This is a genomic window from Pseudomonas sp. 18173 (assembly GCF_050432945.1).
In the GTDB taxonomy this organism is placed as follows: domain Bacteria; phylum Pseudomonadota; class Gammaproteobacteria; order Pseudomonadales; family Pseudomonadaceae; genus Aquipseudomonas.
On record NZ_JBKFTN010000003.1, the window covers coordinates 298169 to 319653 of the forward strand.

Genomic DNA, 21485 nt, shown 5'->3' on the forward strand with positions numbered 1-21485 from the left:
ATTTCCCCTGTAGGAGCGAGCTTGCTCGCGATGGACGTCAACGATAACGCGGGCAGCCTGAATGAACGCGTAGCCCGGACGTTTTTCGCGAGCAAGCTCGCTCCTACAAGGGTTCTCGCCGCCCCGGACATTCACGGTGGATCAAGGTTATCCAACACCCGATTCACCGCCATTTCCCCCAACATGATCGACTGCTGAATCCCCAACAGCGTGTGGCCCTGCGAGCCCTTCAGGTTTCTGGCGAAGTCACTGGCCATGACATTGGCTGATGCCAGCGACACACAGGCGTATTCCAGCAGGGTGTGGTTGTCGATATCGGGGGCGATGAGGAAGATCGGCCCGGGTTGGCGTGGCGCGTCCGGATCGGTGTCCGGTGGCTTTGGCGTATGGGTCATGATTCAGCGTCCTGAAAAAGAAGGGTGGCAGCTGTACGCAGGTTAGTAGACCGGTCCACATCAATCCGGCGCACCCGAAGGCGCCCTGCGCACAGCTACCGTCAAGGGCAGGTATAGAGATACCTGCCTGTCAGGAGCGCCAATGCGCTAGATATGGAAAGCGGGCTACTAAACCCGGCCACTGACAATCAGTGACGCGAATCAAGTTAGCGATACCCCTCAAAGCGCACAAGCCGGCGGATTCTGGAGTAGTCGTAGGCAGCGCCGCAAGGCGCTGTAGCCTGTCCGGAACAGTTCAGAAATGTCCCACAAACAGTGGTAAAGCTTCTGATCTTCTGTAGGAGCGAGCTCGCTCCGGGCGGCGTTCCGACGATGGTCGTTAACGAAGACGCGTGCTTCCTGGATGCACGCGGCGCTCTACAGTCCATCGCGAGCAGGCTCGCTCCTACATTGCGAAAGAAACATCTACGAGCAATGAATCGCCACAAACCATGCCCCGCAAAGAAATGACACATTCGGAAACCGGAGTACGTCATTTCGGAAACGCCCCACAATCAGAATTTTGGTTACGCGTTAGAGTCATGACCCTCTGCAATATCTCGGAACACCCGCCACCATGATTAGGATCAATACAAGCAATCCAGCGTTGTACGTCACGACATTGGTAGTCTCCAGTGCGATGACCTATTACATGGTTCATTCAAATTACATCGATGGCATCTACCCGACCGACCAGGACTCGATAGCGATTCCACTGGTTGCTACTACCGGGTTACTGGCGATGCTTTTACTGTTATCCCTAAGCCAATACCCCCTGTACAAGCAGCTGAAATCCGGAAAACCATCAAGCCTGATTGCAACTTCATTCGCACTCTTTGCAACGACAATTTCGTCCATGCTGCTTATCGAAAGGGCAAGTTACTGGCTCAGCCCGAATCACTTCACCCTGTCCGCGCTATACTTCATCACGCTCTCGACCTACCTGTTCCAACAATTCAATTTGTACAAAAGGCTCGTCTCGCCGCTAAAACAAGACTCCCAAAGTGGGTAATCCGGTCGATAGAGCATTCATCCGCCTTTTTTACACCACGGACTCAACCTTCCTCGTCAACAACTCCACAAACGCCTTGGCCATCGCCGACTTCTGATCCTTGCGCTGCACCAGCCAAACCGCCGACACCGCCGCCGGATCCAGCAATGGCCGATAGACCACGCCATCAATGCGCATCCGCTGGTAAGAAGCCGGCATCACCGAAACGCCAAGGCCTGCCGCCACCAATCCGATGATGGTCATCGCCTCGCCAGCCTCCTGGGCAAAATGCGGCGTGAAACCGGCATCCCGCGCCAGGCTGAGCAACTGGGCGTACAAGCCGCTGCCGTAGCTGCGCGGGAAAAAGACGAAGGGCTCAAGCGCCAGGGCGGACAGGAACAAGCCCTCCTCGCTGCCCTCTACCAACGGGTGCTTGGAGCTGAGTACCGCGACCAGCGGTTCGCGCATCAGCTCGACCACGCTGAGGCAGTCCGGCAACCCGAGCGGGCGCATGATCCCGACTTCAATCGACTCGTCCACCAGCGCATCGGCCACCTGGGTGCTGCTCATTTCCCGCAGGTTCAGGTGTACCGCCGGGAAGCGCTGACGGAAAGAGAAGATCGCTTGAGGAATGGTCGAGTTGAAGGGTGCCGACGAGGTGAAGCCGATTTTCAGCTCGCCCAACTCACCCAGTTGCGCCCGTCGCGCGACATCCGCCGCTTTGTCGACCTGCGCCAGCACCAGCCGCGCCTCTTCGAGAAACAGCCGACCGGCCTCGCTCAGCTCGACCCGACGATTGGTACGTTCGAACAGCCGGGCGCCGACTTCCTGTTCCAGTGCCTGAATCTGCTGGCTCAGCGGTGGCTGGGAGATGCCCAGCACCTGTGCGGCGCGGCCGAAGTGCAGTTCTTCGGCGACGGCGATGAAGTAGCGCAGATGACGCAATTCCATGAAAACCTCATTAGGTCGTAAAAGCTATCAAACAGGTCGAACAATATATTGGATTGAATCATTAGCCAGCTATATGCTTTTTTCATTGCCTGACCGGCTGCGCTCCTGCGAGGTCCACCGTGAAAACTGCTGTCGCTCCACTCGCCCATGAAGTTCGTCCCGCCGCACCGGACGATGCCGTCGTCGGACTGAAAGAGATCTACATCGAAAAAGGCACGCCGGCGTTCATGCGCACGGTGCTGGCGTTGTTCTGCGGCGGTTTCGCGACCTTCGCCCTGCTCTACTGCGTACAACCGATGATGCCGCTGTTGTCCCACGAATATTCCATCAACGCGGCGCAAAGCAGCCTGATCCTGTCTATCGCCACCGGCATGCTTGCCATCGGCCTGCTGATCACTGGCCCGATTTCCGACCGCATCGGGCGTAAACCGGTGATGGTGACCGCACTGTTCGCCGCTGCGCTGTGCACCATGGCCAGTGCGATGATGCCGAGCTGGCACGGTGTGCTGCTGATGCGCGCGCTGATTGGATTGTCGTTGAGCGGTCTGGCCGCGGTTGCGATGACTTACTTGAGCGAAGAGATCCACCCACAGCACATCGGCCTTGCCATGGGCTTGTACATCGGTGGCAACGCGATTGGCGGGATGAGCGGACGCTTGATCACCGGGGTATTGATCGACTTCGTCAGCTGGCACACGGCGATGCTGGTGATCGGTGGCCTGGCCCTGATTGCCGCGGCGGTGTTCTGGAAAATCCTCCCGGAGTCGCGCAACTTCCGCGCCCGCTCGCTGCACCCGCGCAGCCTGCTCGACGGTTTCACCATGCACTTTCGCGACGCCGGCCTGCCGCTGCTGTTCCTCGAAGCCTTTGTGTTGATGGGCGCGTTCGTCACGCTGTTCAACTACATCGGCTATCGCCTGCTGGCCGCGCCGTACCACATGGAACAGGCCTTCGTCGGGTTGCTGTCGGTGGTGTACCTGTCGGGCATCTACAGCTCAGCGAAAATCGGCTCGCTGGCCGACAAACTCGGTCGCCGCAAAGTGCTCTGGAGCACCATCGCGCTGATGATCGGTGGTCTCGCCCTGACGATGTTCACGCCATTGCCGCTGGTGATCATTGGCATGCTGATCTTTACCTTCGGCTTCTTTGGCGCCCACTCGGTGGCCAGCAGCTGGATCGGCCGCCGCGCCACCAGGGCCAAGGGCCAGGCATCGTCCTTGTACCTGTTCAGCTACTACGCCGGGGGAAGCATCGCCGGTACGGCGGGTGGCGTGTTCTGGCACCTGGGCGGGTGGAACGGCATCGGGTTGTTCATCGGCACGCTGCTGGTGATTGCGTTGCTGGTCGCGTTGAAGCTGGCGAAGTTACCGTTGTTGCCGCAGAACACCTCGGCCACCTGAGCAACGGTCGCGCCTTCAGGCAATCGACCAGCAATCACCTGAAGGGCTATAGAGGGGGGCTTACAACTTGTCCCACGCCATTGGCCAGTGAGCACCGACACCCGGTTCAAATCCGTTGGCGACAGGGCTGTATTGCTTGCAGTAACCCGACTCAGGGAATGGCTTGCACTCAAAGACTTCGTTGGTCTTTGGTTGCAGAACTTTGGTACCGGCGGTGTAGCCGTTGATATTTTCGGGGAACACGAAATCGTATTCGACGCCCGCGCCTTCACCGGTCATCCGGGTGGTCTGGGTGTCCTGGCGTGTGGTGCGGCCATCCAGGGTGGTGCCGACCAGGGTCAGGGTGTGCACGCCCGGGTTGCTGCGCACATCCATGGACAGCCAGGTGGAGCCGCTGGCCACTTGTGCCGACGTGGTGCCTACCGGTTTGTTGTTCTGATCGAGCAAGGTGGCTTCGACATTCATCGAGCGGTTCGCAATCATGCTGAACTCGACCTTGGCCCGGCCTTTATCCAGAACGTATTCGGCTTGCTGCGAGGCCACCGACATACGCGCAGCGGTGTCTTCCTTCATGTCCAGCTGCACTTCATAGCGGACTATCCCGCTTTCTTTTTGTGCGTAGAGGCCGTTGGTACCTTTGACCGGCTCGACATTGCCGTTCTCATCGCGTTTACCGGCGCGAATCAGGGTGTGGGAACGGTTGATTTTTTCTGCCAGTTTGAACGACCAGTTTGGCGGCGCGCCTTCGTCAGCGTTATCGATGCTGATGAAGGCGCTGTAGTCCGGGCTCTCGCCATTGGCGGTGAACGCTCGGGCCTTGACCTTGTCACCCGGCAGCAACGCAGTCGCCGGCGCAATGCTGCCCACCGGGGACCACCCACCCGGCAGATCCGGTTCGACAAGGATGTTCACGTCTGCCGCGTTGTAAAACGCCGCATCGGTATCACCAACGGTCCAGATAGCCAGAATGACGTGATGGCCGGACTTGTCACCCGCAATGGTGCAGTTGTGCCTGGCGCCGGACTCCGGCTTCTGGTTGCCGCCGTCAATGGTGCAGAACGGCGCGCTTTCAAAGGAGGTGCGCTTGAGCGACTCGTTCGGATTCCAGCCGTCGCGGGTAATGAAATACTCGTGCCTGGTGGCAGGGTGAGCGGCGGTGTACTGCCATTGGAAATCGATGTTGCGATCCTTGATTTCCGTCAGGTGCCAACGGGTGGCTGTCTGTGCGTCAAGGGCAGAGAACAGCGAGTGACCGCCGCTGGCGATCTTGCCATCGACCGGCCCCTGCAAAGGGGCACCGCCGACTCCGGCCGGAAAGCCTTTGAAGGTTTCACCGACGCTCTGCGGCTCGAACCTGGCGCCACCGCAGTTGGTGTTCAAGCCTTTCTGGCAAGCCAATGCGCGCGAAGGCGGCACTTCCAGATAGCCATGGGCGGAAACGGTTTGAGAGGCCAGCAGGGTCGATAACAGGATCATCGATGAAGTGCGGGCCGTTAAGGCACTTCTTTTATCAGATGTAATTTTCATGATGCGTTCCAGACTGCTTATCGAAAACAAGGCGCCTTGCAGGCGACGATGTTCGCTTCGTTATTGCTCAGCGTTGTGCTGAGCAGGTCTCTGGAACCTTGCTGGGATGACCAAGAGTTCTATGTAGGAGTAATCATCGAACATGGCGGGAAAAGTCTACGCATTCAAATTCCCGACAAGAAAGGCAAAACACTCTTACTAAATGAAACGATTTTTCCGTGCCGTTTTTCTGGACATAAAAAAAGCCCATCCGGCACGAGGCGGGACAGGCTTCTGGAAAACGGCGTTGACCGTTATTCGTGATACTGCGCCGACAACTCATGCACCGCGCGCAGGAAGGCGCCAGCGTGTTCCGGGTCGACTTCCGGCGTAATGCCATGGCCGAGGTTGAACACGTGGCCACTGCCCTTGCCGTAGCTGGCCAGAATGCGCCCGACTTCAGCGCGAATGGCTTCCGGTTTGGCGTAGAGCACGGTCGGGTCCATGTTGCCTTGCAAGGCAACCTTGTCGCCGACACGGGCGCGGGCGCTGCCGATGTCGCAGGTCCAGTCCAGGCCCAGTGCATCAGCACCGGCGTCGGCGATGCTTTCCAACCACAGGCCGCCGCTCTTGGTGAACAGGATCACCGGCACCTTGCGACCTTCGTGCTCGCGGATCAGGCCGCTGACGATTTTCTTCATGTAGGCCAGGGAGAACTCCTGGTACGCCGCCGCCGAGAGGGCGCCGCCCCAGCTGTCGAAGATCTGCACCGCTTGGGCACCGGCCATGATCTGGCCGTTGAGGTAGCCGGTGACCGTCTGCGCGAGCTTGTCCAGCAGCAGGTGCAGGGCTTGCGGGTTGTCGTAGAGCATGGTTTTGGTCTTGCGGTAGTCTTTCGACGAACCGCCTTCGACCATGTAGGTGGCCAGGGTCCACGGGCTGCCGGAGAAGCCGATCAGCGGCACACGGCCGTTCAGTTCGCGGCGGATGGTGCTGACCGCGTCCATCACGTAACCCAGGTCTTTCTGCGGGTCAGGAATCGGCAGGGCTTCGATGTCGGCCAGGGTGCTGACGACTTTCTTGAAGCGCGGACCTTCGCCGGTTTCGAAGTACAGGCCCTGGCCCATGGCATCGGGGATGGTCAGGATGTCGGAAAAGAGGATCGCCGCGTCCAGTTGCGGATAGCGGTCGAGCGGCTGCATCGTGACTTCGCAAGCGAACGCCGGGTTCATGCACAGGCTCATGAAGTCGCCGGCCTTGGAGCGGCTGGCGCGGTATTCAGGCAGGTAGCGACCGGCCTGACGCATCATCCACACGGGGGTGACGTCTACGGGTTGCTTGAGCAGGGCGCGCAGGAAACGGTCGTTCTTCAGGGCAGTCATGTCGGCATCCGGAAAAAAAGTGAGGGCATTTTCTCAGAGCCGGGCGCAAAAGGCACGGATGCAGGTCAGCCTTTTGTCTATCGGGTCAATTTGTCGCAATGAATACACAGATTTCAGCAACACAGAGAAACAACTGTGGGAGCGGGCTTGCTCGCGAATTCGGTGTGTCAGACAACAAATCTGTCGACTGACACTCCCTCTTCGCGAGCAAGCCCGCTCCCACACTTTTGCTGCATTTCAGCTCGGGATCGCGGTTAGACGCCCAGGTAATCCAGGATCCCTTCAGCCGCATTGCGGCCTTCGAAGATCGCCGTCACCACCAGGTCAGACCCGCGCACCATGTCGCCACCGGCGAAGATTTTCGGGTTGCTGGTCTGGTGCTTGTACTGACCTTGTTCCGGTGCCACCACGCGGCCCTGGCTGTCGGTCTGGATCTCGAACTGCTCGAACCACGGCGCCGGGCTCGGGCGGAAACCGAAGGCGATGACCACGGCGTCGGCCGGGATGATCTCTTCGGAGCCCGGGATCGGCTCGGGGCTGCGACGGCCACGGGCGTCCGGTTCGCCGAGACGGGTCTCGACCACCTTCACGCCTTCGACCTTGTCTTCACCGACAATGGCGATCGGCTGGCGGTTGTAGAGGAATTTCACGCCTTCTTCCTTGGCGTTCTTCACCTCTTTGCGTGAGCCCGGCATGTTCGCTTCGTCACGACGATAGGCGCAGGTCACCGACTTGGCACCCTGGCGAATCGACGTACGGTTGCAGTCCATCGCCGTGTCGCCACCGCCGAGTACCACGACCTTCTTGCCTTTCATGTCGACGAAATCTTCCGGCGACTTTTCAAAGCCCAGGTTGCGGTTGACGTTGGCGATCAGGAAGTCCAGGGCGTCGTATACGCCCGGCAGGTCTTCACCGGCGAAACCGCCCTTCATGTAGGTGTAGGTGCCCATGCCCATGAATACGGCATCGTATTCTTCAAGCAGTTGCTCCATGGTCACGTCCTTGCCCACCTCGGTGTTGAGGCGGAATTCGATGCCCATGCCGGTGAAGACTTCGCGGCGATTGCTCAGCACGGTCTTTTCCAGCTTGAACTCGGGGATGCCGAAGGTCAGCAGACCACCGATTTCCGGGTTCTTGTCGAACACCACCGGGGTCACGCCGCCGCGCACCAAAACGTCGGCACAGCCCAGGCCCGCCGGGCCTGCACCGATGATCGCGACACGCTTGCCGGTCGGCTTGACCTTGGACATGTCCGGGCGCCAGCCCATGGCGAACGCGGTGTCGGTGATGTACTTCTCCACCGAACCGATGGTCACCGCGCCGAAGCCGTCGTTGAGGGTGCAGGCACCCTCGCACAGACGGTCCTGCGGGCACACCCGGCCGCAGACTTCCGGCAGGGTGTTGGTCTGGTGCGACAGCTCGGCGGCCTGGAGGATGTTGCCCTCGGCCACCAGTTTCAGCCAGTTGGGAATGAAGTTGTGCACCGGGCACTTCCATTCGCAATACGGGTTGCCGCAACCCAGGCAGCGGTGGGCCTGGTCGGCCGACTGCTGGGGTTTGAACGGTTCGTAGATTTCCACGAACTCTTTCTTGCGTTGACGCAACAGTTTCTTCTTCGGATCCTTGCGCCCGACCTCGATGAACTGGAAGTCATTATTCAGACGTTCAGCCATTTTAAAACCTCATCAAACTCTTCAGGCGCATATCACTGCGGGTTGGCACGAGTGCTGGAAAGCAACGATTTCAGGGAGGCAGCCTTGGGCTTGACCAACCAGAAACGGCGCACGTAATCGTCGAGGTTTTCGGCGAGTTCACGACCCCACTCGCTGTCGGTTTCCTCGACGTACTCGTTCAGCACGCGTTGCAAATGGCTGCGGTAGGCTTCCATCGCCTCGCCGCTGATCCGCTGGATTTCCACCAGTTCGTGGTTGACCCGGTCAACGAAGGAGTTGTCCTGGTCGAGCACGTAGGCGAAACCGCCGGTCATGCCAGAGCCGAAGTTGTAACCGGTCTTGCCCAAGACGCAGACGAAACCACCGGTCATGTACTCGCAGCAGTGATCGCCAGTGCCTTCCACGACGGTGTGGGCACCGGAGTTGCGCACGGCGAAGCGCTCACCTGCGGTGCCGGCGGCGAACAGCTTGCCGCCGGTGGCGCCGTACAGGCAGGTGTTACCGATGATGGCACTGTCCTGAGTACGGTAGACGCTGCCTTTGGGCGGCACGATTACCAGCTTGCCGCCGGTCATGCCCTTGCCGACGTAGTCGTTGGCGTCGCCTTCCAGGTACATGTTCAGGCCGCCGGCGTTCCACACGCCGAAGCTCTGCCCGGCCGTGCCTTTGAAGCGGAACGTGATCGGCGCGTTGGCCATGCCCTGGTTGCCGTGCTTGCGCGCGATTTCGCCGGAGATCCGCGCACCGATGGAACGGTCGCAGTTGCAGATGTCCAGGGCGAACTCCGCGCCGCTCAGGTCGTTGATCGCCGAGGTGGCCATGGTGACCATTTTCTCGGCCAGCAGGCCTTTGTCGAACGGCGGGTTGCGGTCTACGCCACAGAACTGCGGTTTGTCCGCCGGCACGTGGTCGCTGCCGAGCAACGGGGTCAGGTCCAGGTGATGCTGCTTGGCGGTCTGGCCTTCGAGGACTTCCAGCAGATCGGTACGGCCGATCAGCTCTTCGAGGGAACGCACGCCCAGCTTGGCCAGCCACTCACGGGTCTCGATGGCGACGTAGGTGAAGAAGTTCACCACCATATCGACGGTGCCGATGTAGTGATCCTTGCGCAGCTTCTCGTTCTGCGTCGCCACGCCGGTGGCGCAGTTGTTCAGGTGGCAGATGCGCAGGTATTTGCAGCCCAGGGCGATCATTGGCGCGGTGCCGAAGCCGAAGCTTTCAGCGCCGAGGATCGCAGCCTTGATCACGTCGAGGCCGGTTTTCAGGCCGCCGTCGGTCTGTACCCGGACTTTGCCGCGCAAGTCGTTGCCGCGCAGGGTCTGGTGGGTTTCGGCCAGGCCGAGCTCCCACGGAGCACCCGCGTATTTGATCGAGGTCAGCGGCGATGCACCGGTACCGCCGTCGTAGCCGGAGATGGTGATCAGGTCCGCATAGGCCTTGGCCACGCCGGCGGCGATGGTGCCGACGCCGGCTTCCGCTACCAGTTTTACCGAGACCAGCGCCTGCGGGTTGACTTGTTTCAAGTCGAAAATCAGCTGCGACAAGTCTTCGATCGAGTAGATGTCGTGGTGCGGCGGCGGCGAAATCAGGGTCACGCCCGGCACTGCATAACGCAGCTTGGCGATCAGCCCGTTCACTTTACCGCCCGGCAGTTGACCACCCTCGCCCGGCTTGGCGCCCTGGGCGACCTTGATCTGCAGCACTTCAGCGTTGACCAGGTATTCCGGGGTTACACCGAAACGACCGGTGGCCACTTGCTTGATTTTCGAGCTCTTGATGGTGCCGTAGCGCGCCGGGTCTTCGCCGCCTTCGCCGGAGTTGGAACGCGCACCGAGGCGGTTCATGGCTTCGGCCAGGGCTTCGTGAGCTTCCGGCGACAGGGCACCCAGCGAAATACCGGCGGAGTCGAAGCGCTTGAGCACCGATTCCAGCGGTTCGATTTCGCTCATGTCCAATGGAGTGTCGAGGGTTTTGACTTTCAGCAGGTCGCGGATCATCGACACCGGACGGTTGTCCACCAGCGAGGTGTATTCCTTGAACTTGCTGTAGTCGCCCTGCTGCACGGCGGCTTGCAGGGTGTTGACCACGTCCGGGTTGTAGGCGTGGTACTCGCCACCGTGGACGAACTTCAGCAGACCGCCCTGCTGGATCGGCTTGCGCGGACTCCAGGCTTCGGTGGCCAGCGCTTTCTGCTCGGCTTCGATGTCGACGAAACGCGCACCCTTGATGCGGCTCGGCACGCCCTTGAAGCTCAGGTTGCAGACTTCCTCGGACAGGCCGATGGCTTCGAACAACTGTGCACCACGGTACGAAGTGATGGTCGAGATGCCCATCTTCGAGAGGATCTTGAGCAGGCCCTTGGTGATGCCTTTACGGTAGTTCTTGAACACCTCGTAGAGGTCACCCAGCACTTCACCGGTACGGATCAGGTCGCCCAGCACTTCATAAGCCAGGAACGGATAGACGGCAGAGGCGCCGAAACCGATCAACACGGCGAAGTGATGCGGATCGCGCGCGGTGGCGGTTTCCACCAGGATGTTGGAGTCGCAGCGCAGGCCTTTCTCGGTCAGGCGGTGGTGCACCGCACCGGTCGCCAGGGAGGCGTGGATCGGCAACTTGCCCGGGGCGATGTGACGGTCACTCAGCACAACCTGGGTACGACCGGCGCGCACGGCTTCTTCAGCCTGATCGGCAACATTGCGGATCGCCGCTTCCAGGCCGACGCTTTCGTCGTAGTTGAGGTCGATGATCGCGCGTTCGAAGCCCGGACGATCGAGGTTCATCAGCGAGCGCCACTTGGCCGGGGAAATGACCGGCGAGCTGAGGATCACGCGCGAAGCGTGTTCCGGCGACTCCTGGAAGATGTTGCGCTCGGCACCGAGGCAGATTTCCAGCGACATGACGATGGCTTCGCGCAGCGGGTCGATCGGCGGGTTGGTGACCTGCGCGAACTGCTGGCGGAAATAGTCGTACGGCGTGCGCACGCGCTGGGACAGCACGGCCATCGGCGTATCGTCGCCCATCGAACCCACGGCTTCGTAGCCTTGCTCGCCGAGCGGACGCAGCACCTGGTCGCGCTCTTCGAACGTGACCTGGTACATCTTCATGTATTGCTTGAGCTGGTCGACGTCGTAGAACGCCGAACCGTGGTCGTTGTCTTCCATGGTCGCCTGGATGCGCAGGGCATTCTTGCGCAGCCATTGCTTGTACGGATGACGGGACTTCAAACGGTTGTCGATGGCGTCGGTGTCGAGGATCTGACCGGTTTCGGTGTCCACGGCAAAGATCTGGCCAGGGCCGACACGACCCTTGGCGATCACGTCTTCAGGCTGGTAGTTCCAGACACCGATTTCCGAGGCCAGGGTGATGAAGCCGTTCTTGGTGGTGACCCAACGCGCCGGGCGCAGACCGTTACGGTCGAGCAGGCACACCGCGTAGCGACCGTCGGTCATGACCACACCAGCCGGGCCGTCCCACGGCTCCATGTGCATCGAGTTGTACTCGTAGAACGCACGCAGGTCCGGGTCCATGGTCTCGACGTTCTGCCACGCTGGCGGAATGATCATCCGCACGCCACGGAACAGGTCGATGCCGCCGGTGACCATCAGCTCGAGCATGTTGTCCATGCTCGAGGAGTCGGAACCGACGCGGTTGACCAGCGGGCCGAGTTCTTCCAGGTCCATCAAGTCGTTGGTGAACTTGGTGCGACGGGCCACGGCCCAGTTGCGGTTGCCGGTGATGGTGTTGATCTCGCCGTTGTGCGCCAGGAAGCGGAACGGTTGGGCCAGCGGCCATTTCGGCAGGGTGTTGGTGGAGAAGCGCTGGTGGAACACGCAAATCGAAGTTTGCAGGCGCTCATCGCTCAGGTCCGGATAGAAGGCGGTCAAATCCGCCGGCATCATCAGGCCTTTGTAAATGATGGTCTTGTGCGAAAAGCTGCACACGTAGTGATCGACGTCGGCGGCGTTGGCCACGGACGAGCGACGACGGGAGGTGAACAGCTTGACGGCCATGTCCTGATCGCTCAGGCCTTCACCGCCGATGAACACTTGCTCGATCTGCGGCAGGCGCTCAAGGGCCAGGCGGCCGAGGACGCTGGTGTCGATCGGCACTTTGCGCCAGCCGACCAGCTGCAGGCCGGCGGCCAGGATCTCGCGGTTCATGTTTTCGCGAGCGGCTTCGGCTTTGACCGGGTCCTGGTTGAAGAAGACCATGCCTACAGCGTATTGCTTGGGCAGTTCGACGCCGAAGGTTTCCTGGGCGATGGCTCGCAGGAACACGTCCGGTTTTTGAATCAGCAGACCGCAACCGTCACCGGTCTTGCCGTCGGCATTAATCCCACCGCGGTGGGTCATGCAGGTCAGGGCCTCGATGGCCGTTTGCAAAAGGGTATGACTGGGCTCGCCCTGCATATGGGCTATCAGGCCGAAACCGCAGTTATCCTTGAATTCATCTGGTTGGTACAGACCTGCTTTCATAGACACTTTCTCACCAGGCTGCCTCTGATCGAGGCAAATTTCTTTTCAATTCAACCACTTGCCATCCGCGCCGAACGTACGCCAGCTTTGCGGGGGCAAAAGGGAGGTCATTGTACACACCGACACTTCGCCTCACAAATTTGACGACGAAATGTCGCAAATCTATGTCGCATTTGTGAAAGGTTTAAAGCGATCTGCTGTGCTAGTCAAAACTTTTTTAGTTTTGACCGCAACGACTCAAAGACTACTGTGACGCAGACACCACAAGGCACGCAGTCTGTAGAGACGGCGCGCACTTGTAGAAATTTTGAGGTGCTTGGAGAGGCGGCCTGGGTAAGGCCGCCGAATCTTCAGCGAGTTGTTGCCAGTTCCTGTTGGACGCTGGCGACAGTGCGAGGCCAAGGTTTACCAGCCTGAACCTTCGCTGGCAAGGCCTTGATGGCGGAAACGGCTGCATCACGATTGGCGAAGTTGCCGTAGGTGATCACGTAGAGCGGCTTGCCATTAAGGACTTTCTTGAAATAACGGTACTCGCCGCCCTGCTCCTTGACGAAGTTTTGCGCGGTCGCTTCGGAGCTGGTGCCGAGAATCTGCACCACGTAGTTGTTCGGCGCCTGACCTGCGTACCAGGTGCCACCAGCCGCCTTGGCCACCGGAGCCGGTTTCTCGGCAGGCTTGGCAGCAACGACTGGCTTGGCCGGCGCCGGTGCAGGTTTAGCCACTGGAGCAGGCGCTGGAACAGGCGCTGGCTTGGCGGTCGCGACCTGAGTCGGCGCAGGGGCCGGCTTGGCGGCTGGCGTCGGCGCAGGGCCGGCAGGAACGCCCACAGGTGGTGCCGTGGTGGTAACGGTCGGCGGCGTAGCGCTGGAACCCTCGACCGGCACGCCATCGTCACCCTCGGTGATGCCGCCCGCGGCTTCAGCCAGCGGGCCACGCATGACCGGTTGCGAGTTACCGACCAACGGCAACGGCATCGGTTGCGTGTTGCCGGCGAATTCGACGGCCGGAGCACCGCCATTCGCTGTCGGCTTACCCTGACCGAGCGGCAGCTGCGCCTGCTCGTTGGCCGGTGCACCCGTGGTCGGCGCCTTGTTGCGACCCGGTATCAACCAGGCGGCAGCTACCGCGACCACGACAACAGCGGAAATCGCCAATACGTGTTTCTTCGGCATATTGAACCCCATTTTTGGACGCTTGACCGCTGTGCGGCTGGCGATCATGGCTTCGATCATTGCATCGCGGGCCACCTGGTTGATGCTGCCAGGCCAACCTTCGGAGCTTTCGTGAATATCAGAGATCTGATCTGCGGTGAAAAGTTCGATACCGCGACCGGCGCCTTCAAGCCGCTGCTCCAGATATTCGCGGGTTTCTTCCTCGGTGTAGGGTTGCAGTTCGATGACATGGAAGCGCTCTTCCTCGAGGTGCAAAGCCTCGAGCTGGGCAATCATCGAGGATTCACCGAACAGGAACACATGCGGGCGGCCTTCAGGCGCGCCGGCAGCCAGGATCATCAGCGCCTCAAGGGCGGACTCGTCGAGTTGTTCGGCGTCATCGACCAGCAGATAGACTTCCTGCCCGGTCAGCGCAAGCTGCACCACTTGCGCCAGAATGGCGTCGGCATCAGCCTGGCCGACGTTCAGCGCCTGGGCCACCTGACGCAATACCCCGGCCGCATCGCCGGCACCGCGGGCAGAAACCACCACACTCTGTACCGATTGCTTGTTGGTGCTGGCGACCAGGGCCTGACGCAACAGGGTCTTGCCACTGCCCTCTGGACCGGTGACCACCAGCAGCAACTGACTGTAACGGGCCAGGTGATGCAATTGTCCCAGCACGGGCTTGCGCTGGGCCGGGAAAAATTTGAAGCCAGGCACCCGTGGAGCAAAAGGGTCATGACTCAACTGGTAATGGCCGAGGAAAGCCTCGTCGGCATGCAAACTAGTCATCGTGTTCTTATTAACCTTTAAGCTGAGCCAGGGCGCGGTAGTCTGCCCCCAGCGTGGCCTGTAGAACCTCTTTCGGATAATCGTCGGTCACCACCGCTTCACCCATGCGGCGCAGCAGCACCAGGCGCAAACGACCGTCGATCACTTTTTTATCAATGGACATGTGTTCGAGGAAATCGGCTTCTGTCATTTCTTCCGGCGGAATGACCGGCAGCCCCGCTCGCTGGAACAGTCGAATGCCGCGATCGCGTTCCTGCTCGCCGATCCAGCCCAGTCGCGTGGACATTTCCAGCGCCATTACGGTGCCAGCAGCCACCGCCTCACCATGAAGCCACACACCATAGCCCATGTGGGTTTCGATGGCGTGGCCAAAAGTGTGGCCCAGGTTCAGCGTGGCACGCACGCCCGTCTCCTTCTCATCGGCACCGACCACCGCCGCCTTGGCCGCACAGGAGCGCTCGATGGCATAGGTCAGGGCTTGCTGATCCAGGTTGCGCAGACGGTCGACGTTGTCTTCGAGCCAGGTCAGGAACGGCTCATCACAGATCAGCCCGTACTTGATGACTTCGGCCAGTCCGGCGGACAGTTCGCGCGCAGGCAGGGTATTGAGGCTGGCGGTATCGATCAGCACCACGTTCGGCTGATAGAAGGCGCCGACCATGTTCTTGCCCAGCGGATGGTTGATCCCGGTCTTGCCGCCCACCGAAGAGTCGACTTGCGACAGCAGCGTGGTCGGAACCTGGATGAAATCGACGCCACGCTGGTAGCAGGCGGCGGCAAAGCCGGCCATGTCACCGATCACACCGCCACCGAGGGCGATCACCGTGGTGCGACGATCATGCCGGGCGGTCAGCAGGCCATCGAAAATCAGTTGCAGGGTTTCCCAGGTCTTGAAGGCTTCGCCGTCGGGCAGCACCACGGAAATCACCGAGAACTGCGCCAGGCTGCGGGTCAGACGCTCGAGATAGAGCGGCGCAACAGTCTCGTTGGAGATGATCGCTACTTGCCGTCCGCGAATGTGCGGGGCCAGCAACTCGGGCTGATCCAACAAACCTTCGCCAATATGAATCGGGTAGCTGCGCTCGCCTAGATCGACCTTGAGTGTCTGCATGTGTCCCCACAGTGAAGATGAATCAGGCGTCCTGCCCTGAGTTAACGAATATCCACGGCCTCTGCTGGTGTGACGCCGTTCGGTAGCCATCCGCCACAACCTTGAGCGGTCATGGCGGGACGCCGAGGATAGCGCATTTCGCGCGGCGCTTTAACGGGGTGGCAGCTGCTGCAGGCGCTCCAGAATGTCGAGTACGACCATTCGTGGCGGCCGCTCATCGGTTTCGACCACCAGGTCGGCAATTTCCCGATAAAGCGGATCGCGGATCGCCAACAGATCCCGAAGGGTCTTGGCCGGATCGGCAGTACGCAGCAATGGCCGATTGCGGTCGCGGGCCGTGCGGCCGACCTGCTGCTCGACCGAGGCATGCAGATAAACCACCCGCCCACCGGCATGCAGTGCCCGACGATTGGCTTCGCGCATGACCGCGCCCCCACCTGTCGCCAGCACCACACCGTCGTAATCGCACAGCTCGGCAATCATTGCCTGCTCGCGATCACGAAAGCCCGGTTCGCCTTCTTTATCGAAGATCCAAGGGATATTGGCGCCCGTGCGCAATTCAATTTCCTTATCGGAATCTTTGAATGGCAGGCGCAGCTCTTTGGCCAGCAACCGGCCGATGGTGCTTTTTCCAGCCCCCATCGGTCCAACAAGAATCAAATTTCGCACAGAATCAATGACTCACAGCAATCGCCTGGTTATTCATGATACGCGGAGTGAGGAATACCAACAGCTCGGATTTTTTCTCCGAAACCACATCACGCCGGAAAAGGCGGCCAAGATACGGCACATCGCCAAGAAATGGCACCTTATCTACGACCTTGCTTTGAGTATTTGAGAAAACGCCGCCAATGACGATGGTCTCGCCATCGTTGACCAGGACCTTGGCGTTGACCTCGTTTTTCTTGATGGGCGGTACATCCTGGACCTTGTTCAGGTAGTCCGGCTCGTCCTTGGTCACCTTGACCTCCATGATGATCCGGTTGTCGGGTGTGATCTGCGGCGTCACTTCCAGCGACAGCGAAGCCTCCTTGAACGACACGGAAGTGGCGCCACTGGAACTGGCTTCCTGATAGGGAATCTCGGTGCCCTTGAGGATTTTGGCGGTCTCCTTGTCGGACGTGACCACCTTGGGTTGCGAGACGACTTCCCCATTGCCGGTTTTTTCCATCGCCGTCAGCTCCAGGTCCAGCAAGACGTTATCGGTGATGAACGCGATGCCGATTCCCGAGGTGTTATTGGCCGCGCCCATGTCGACGAACGGTGAATTGGTACTGGTACTGCCGGGCGTGCCAATGGTCGACGAACCGTTGACCCCGTTGCTGACGCCGGAGGTGTTCCAGTTGCCCCTGTTCTGGATCGAACCACCCCAGCGCACCCCGAGGCTTTTGTCGTAGTCGACGTTGGCTTCGACGATCCGCGCCTCGATCATCACCTGGCGCACGGGGATATCCAGCTGTGCGACGATCCTGCGCAGCTCGTCGAGCCGATCCTGGGCCTGGTAGGCAATGATGTTGTTGGTGCGCTCATCGACGGTGATCGACCCCCGTTCGTCGGGTTTCGCTTCGGCACTGGTCACCGACTGGAAGAGCTTGGCGATGTCCGCCGCCTTGGCGTAATTCACCTGCAACAGTTCCCGACGCAACGGCGCCAGATCGGCAATCTGCTTCTGTGATTCCAGCTCCTGGCGCTCACGGGCAGCAATTTCATCGGCCGGCGCCACCAGCAGGACATTGCCGACCTTGCGCTTGTCCAGGCCCTTTGTTTTCAACACCAGATCCAGCGCCTGATCCCACGGCACGTTCTGCAGGCGCAGCGTGATGCCACCTTGCACCGTGTCACTGGCCACCAGATTGAGGTTGGTGAAATCGGCGATCAGTTGCAGCACCGAACGCACATCGATGTCCTGGAAATTCAGCGAAAGCTTCTCGCCGCTGTAGGCCTGCTGCCCGGCATTGCGCTTTTGCAGCTCGTCGACCGTCGCCGGGCGAACGCTGATCGTGAGCTTGCTGTCTGTCTGGTAGGTCGAGTAATCGAACCTGCCACCCGGCTCAATGCTGATAGTGGCTCGATCACCGCTCGCACTGGCATTGACGAACTGCACCGGCGTGGCGAAATCCTTCACATCCAGTCGCACGCGCAATGGCTCGGGCAATCGGGTTTTGGCAAAACCAACGATGATCTTGCCCTCGCGCTCTTGTATGTCGGGCGCCATCGCCGGGTCCGACAGGTCGATCACCACATTGCCTTCGCCCTGCGTGCCTCGCTGAAAATCCACACCCCGAATGGCCTTGCCTGTCGTTACAGCGGCTCGTGCCGGAACCGGCATGGCCGGGGCCGTCGGCCTGGAGGTCGACGATTTGACACCCTGCCCGACAACCACCAGCAAATTGTTACCTTCAATTCGCGAGTCGTACGGGGCCGGCCGGGCCAGGTTGATGATCAATCGCGTGCGGTCCCCGGCTTCCACCACCGTTGCACTGCGGGCATTTCCACTGCCGAGATCGCGGGTCTTGCTGGTCAGTTTATTGGCGACACCCGGCAAATCCAGCGCAATCCGCGCCGGTGACTCTGTCGTGTAACCGTGGGGCACCGGGGGTGGCTCATCGAACGACAACTTCAACTCGATGCGGTCTCCCGGCAGCGCAGCGACATCCAGCGCCTTGAGATTGGCCGCTTGTACCATCGGCGACAGCAACGCTATCCATAGCGAAAGGCCGAAGGTTGAGAAAATCCTGTTCATTATTCGAGTTCCACTATGAGTGCTCTTTCAAAAGGATGATCCGGGGACGCTCCAGCCACGCGCCCTGACCATCAGGGACAATTTCAACCACCTCGACTTGCGAGCCATTGATCGCAACGATCCGTCCGTCGTTACGCCCCAGGTAATCGCCGACTTTCAGCCGGTGCACCCCACCCGCTCCGCGCAGCAGGGCAAAGGAGCCCGTTGCATTGGAAAGGGTGCCGACCATTTCAAACTGCTCGATATTGAAACCTTCGAGGTATTGCCTGACCCGGCCAGGGTCAGGTTTGACATTGCTGGAACTTCGCCGCCGGGCTGCCGGATCAATGCTGATCTGCGGTGAAAACGGGCTGCGCAGATTCGCCGCGTTGTAAGTGAATGTCGGGTAAGACCGGAATTGCGGCGTTGGTTCAATCCGGCCCGGCCCAGCCAGGCGCATTTCGTTCATGTACGCGTCCAGATCGCTGTAGTCATCGCCGGCACCACAACCGGCCAGGGCAGACAGCAACACAACCGCCGAAAAACAACGTATCGGACTCATTGATGCGACCCCTTGTCGTTGTAGCGATAGGTCCTGGCGAGGATGCTCAAGCGCAGTTTCGAACCGCCCTCGGGGCTGACGGGGGCAAGGTCGAAATCGTGCAAGGTGACGATTCGCGGCAACCCGGCCACACCACTGACAAAGGTGGCCAGAGCGTGGTAATCCCCGGTGACGGTGATCTGGATCGGCAGCTCGATGTAGAACGGCTGGGCGACCTCCGGCAGCAGCTTGATTTCCTCGAACTCCAGGCCGCTGCCCAGGCCGGTACGCGTGATGTCTTCCAGCAAGCCGGGCACTTCGGTATCGCCGGGCAGTTGCCGCAACAGCGCGCCAAAGGAGTTCTCCATCTCCTTCAATTGCCGGGTGTAGAGGTCCAGGTTCGCCGCCATGCGGGCTTTGCCGGCGAATTGCTCCTTGAGTGTCGACTCTTCCTCGCGCTTGAGATCGAGCTGGCTCACAAGGTCGCGAGTGGAAAAGTTGTAGCCCAGGGCCAGCATCAGCAGCATGAGTAATCCGGCCACCAGGAACTTGATCACCGGCGGCCAGGAACCCATGTTGCCGGTATCCAGATCATTGATGTCGATCCTGCGCAGGCCTTCGAACCATTTGGATAGCCTCATTGGCTCTCCTCCGGTGCTGCGGGTCGAGTCTGGCGTACGGTCAACCGGAAGACGTTGGCCGGCTCCGCCTGACCGGCAGTCGTGGCCTTGACTTCGGTCAGGCTCGGCGCATCGAACCAGTCTGATGCCTCGAGATTGCGCATCAGGTCTGAAACACGGTTGTTGGATTGCGCAGCACCGGTGATGGACAAGGTCTTTCCGGTCATTTTCACTTCGGTGAAATACACGCCGTCGGGCAGGGCTCGCACCAACTGATCAAACACGCGCCCGCTGATTTGGCGATTGCCTTGCAGGTCCCGGATGGTGCGCATGCGCTCGACCAATTGCTGACGGCGTGCCTTGAGTTCATTGATCTGTGTGATCCGCTCATCGACCAGGGCGATTTGCTTGCCGATGTATTCATTACGGGTAATTTGCCCGTCGATGGCACCGCTGATCGCCTGGTTGGCGACCAGCACCGCGCCCATCGTGCCCACCATCACCGCCACCAGGACCAGCAGGAAGCGCTTGCGGCGCGCTTCACGCCGCTCCTCGCGCCAAGGCAGAAGGTTGATCCGCGCCATCAGTCAAAGCTCCTGAGGGCAAGACCACAGGCGATCATCAATGCCGGGGCATCACTCGCCAGTGCAATACCGTTGACCTTGCTGCCCAGGCCCATTTCGGAAAAAGGATTCGCGACCTGGGTCGGCGTGCCCAGTTGCTGCTCGACCAAACGGTCCAGCCCCGGGACCGACGCGGTACCGCCGGCCAGCAGGATATGGTCGACGGTGTTGTACTGGCCGGACGCAAAGAAGAACTGCAACGAGCGCGACACCTGCTGCACCAGTGCCTCTCGAAATGGCTGCAAGACCTCGCCGGCATAGTCACCCGGCAGGCCGCCCTTCTTTTGCGCCAGGCCCGCCTGCTCGAGCGTCTGGCCATAACGACGCTGGATTTCCTCAGTCAGCTGCCGACCGCCGAACAGTTGTTCGCGGGTATAGATAATCCGCCCGTCGTACAGCACGCTCAGGGTGGTCATGGTGGCGCCGATATCCACCACTGCGACCGTCAAATGCTCCCCCGGGCCCGCGAGCCGACTGGCCAGCAGCCCGAATGAGCGCTCCAGCGCGTAGGCCTCGACATCGACCACGCGGGCGGTCAGCCCCGCCAGCGTCAGGGCGGCCTCGCGGACTTCGACGTTTTCCTTGCGGCAAGCGGCGAGCAGCACGTTGACACGTTCCGGATTGCGCGCGGAGGTGCCCTGGACTTCAAAGTCGATCGCAACTTCATCCAGAGGATAGGGAATGTACTGATCAGCCTCGATCTTCAGCTGACTTTCCATCTCGTCTTCGCAAAGCCCGGCATCCATCTCGATGATCTTGGTGATCACCGCCGAGCCTGCCACGGCCACGGCCACGTTCTTGAGGCCGGTCCTGGACCTGGCCAGCGCGCGAGTGAGGGCCAGCCCCACGCCTTCGAGCTCAGCGATGTTTTTCTCGATCACAGCGCCGACCGGCAAGGGCTCGACCGCATAGGCTTCGACCCGGTAGCGCTCGCCCTGACGGCTCAACTCCAGAAGCTTCACCGAGGTGGAGCTGATGTCGATTCCCAGGAGCGTACTGGATTTTTTGTTGAAGAGTCCTGGCACTACCAATTCCCTATGACTTTCCGTGAGTTACGGACTCTGCAATGTCCATTGCGTTCAATCCGCCCGTCTTGACAGCAGCGCC

General features: G+C 60.3%; 16 protein-coding genes. 2 read left to right on the forward strand and 14 right to left on the reverse strand.

Translation table 11 applies throughout. The features are described 5' to 3' along the window. Positions 1-131: 131 nt before the first annotated feature. Positions 132-395 (reverse strand): DUF6124 family protein, encoded by a 264-nt coding sequence (locus tag ACLD1X_RS05200; RefSeq protein ID WP_429366416.1) that lies wholly within the window; start codon positions 393-395, stop codon positions 132-134. 616 nt (positions 396-1011) lie between these two features. Between ACLD1X_RS05200 and ACLD1X_RS05205 the strand changes: the two genes are divergently transcribed. Then, on the forward strand, positions 1012-1446 hold the full coding sequence (locus ACLD1X_RS05205) for a hypothetical protein (RefSeq protein WP_429366417.1): 435 nt from the start codon (positions 1012-1014) through the stop codon (positions 1444-1446). Between the two features lie 30 nt (positions 1447-1476). Here the strand turns inward: ACLD1X_RS05205 and ACLD1X_RS05210 are convergent, their stop codons facing one another. Further along, a complete protein-coding gene (locus ACLD1X_RS05210) occupies positions 1477-2376 on the reverse strand; it encodes a LysR substrate-binding domain-containing protein (protein WP_429366418.1) in 900 nt (299 codons plus the stop codon). 119 nt (positions 2377-2495) lie between these two features. On the opposite strand from ACLD1X_RS05210, the gene ACLD1X_RS05215 reads away from it, so the two are divergent. After that, the gene (locus ACLD1X_RS05215; protein ID WP_429366419.1) at positions 2496-3776 is read left to right on the forward strand and encodes an MFS transporter; all 1281 of its coding nucleotides are present in this window, start codon (positions 2496-2498) and stop codon (positions 3774-3776) included. Between the two features lie 60 nt (positions 3777-3836). Here ACLD1X_RS05215 and gbpA read toward each other — a convergent pair whose 3' ends face one another. The 12 genes from gbpA to ACLD1X_RS05275 all read right to left on the reverse strand — a co-directional run bounded on the left by gbpA (position 3837) and on the right by ACLD1X_RS05275 (position 21403). Next, a complete protein-coding gene (gene gbpA / locus ACLD1X_RS05220) occupies positions 3837-5303 on the reverse strand; it encodes an N-acetylglucosamine-binding protein GbpA (RefSeq protein ID WP_429366420.1) in 1467 nt (488 codons plus the stop codon). 293 nt (positions 5304-5596) lie between these two features. After that, the gene (hemE, locus tag ACLD1X_RS05225; protein WP_429366421.1) at positions 5597-6664 is read right to left on the reverse strand and encodes a uroporphyrinogen decarboxylase; all 1068 of its coding nucleotides are present in this window, start codon (positions 6662-6664) and stop codon (positions 5597-5599) included. A 254-nt stretch (positions 6665-6918) separates the two neighbouring features. Continuing rightward, positions 6919-8337 (reverse strand): FAD-dependent oxidoreductase, encoded by a 1419-nt coding sequence (locus ACLD1X_RS05230; protein WP_007975602.1) that lies wholly within the window; start codon positions 8335-8337, stop codon positions 6919-6921. 32 nt (positions 8338-8369) lie between these two features. Further along, positions 8370-12815 carry a glutamate synthase large subunit gene (gene gltB, locus ACLD1X_RS05235; RefSeq protein ID WP_429366422.1) on the reverse strand — a complete coding sequence of 1482 codons (4446 nt, stop codon included), beginning with the start codon at positions 12813-12815 and terminating at the stop codon, positions 8370-8372. A 350-nt stretch (positions 12816-13165) separates the two neighbouring features. Further along, positions 13166-14761, reverse strand: a complete 1596-nt coding sequence (locus tag ACLD1X_RS05240) for an AAA family ATPase (RefSeq protein WP_429366423.1) — start codon at positions 14759-14761, stop codon at positions 13166-13168. Between the two features lie 10 nt (positions 14762-14771). Beyond that, a complete protein-coding gene (aroB, locus tag ACLD1X_RS05245; protein WP_429366424.1) occupies positions 14772-15872 on the reverse strand; it encodes a 3-dehydroquinate synthase in 1101 nt (366 codons plus the stop codon). A gap of 150 nt (positions 15873-16022) precedes the next feature. Next, complete coding sequence (gene aroK, locus ACLD1X_RS05250) at positions 16023-16541, reverse strand: shikimate kinase AroK (protein WP_015093141.1); 519 nt, start codon at positions 16539-16541, stop codon at positions 16023-16025. A 4-nt stretch (positions 16542-16545) separates the two neighbouring features. Then, positions 16546-18615, reverse strand: coding sequence for a type IV pilus secretin PilQ (gene pilQ / locus ACLD1X_RS05255; protein WP_429366425.1), 2070 nt, complete (start codon positions 18613-18615; stop codon positions 16546-16548). A gap of 13 nt (positions 18616-18628) precedes the next feature. Next, the gene (locus ACLD1X_RS05260) at positions 18629-19156 is read right to left on the reverse strand and encodes a pilus assembly protein PilP (protein ID WP_429366426.1); all 528 of its coding nucleotides are present in this window, start codon (positions 19154-19156) and stop codon (positions 18629-18631) included. After that, the gene (gene pilO / locus ACLD1X_RS05265) at positions 19153-19776 is read right to left on the reverse strand and encodes a type 4a pilus biogenesis protein PilO (protein ID WP_429366427.1); all 624 of its coding nucleotides are present in this window, start codon (positions 19774-19776) and stop codon (positions 19153-19155) included. The genes ACLD1X_RS05260 and pilO overlap by 4 nt, the downstream gene beginning before the upstream one ends. Continuing rightward, on the reverse strand, positions 19773-20339 hold the full coding sequence (locus ACLD1X_RS05270; protein WP_429366428.1) for a PilN domain-containing protein: 567 nt from the start codon (positions 20337-20339) through the stop codon (positions 19773-19775). The genes pilO and ACLD1X_RS05270 overlap by 4 nt, the downstream gene beginning before the upstream one ends. Then, complete coding sequence (locus ACLD1X_RS05275) at positions 20339-21403, reverse strand: pilus assembly protein PilM (protein WP_429366430.1); 1065 nt, start codon at positions 21401-21403, stop codon at positions 20339-20341. Before ACLD1X_RS05275 ends, ACLD1X_RS05270 begins: the two co-directional genes overlap by 1 nt. Positions 21404-21485: the final 82 nt, after the last annotated feature.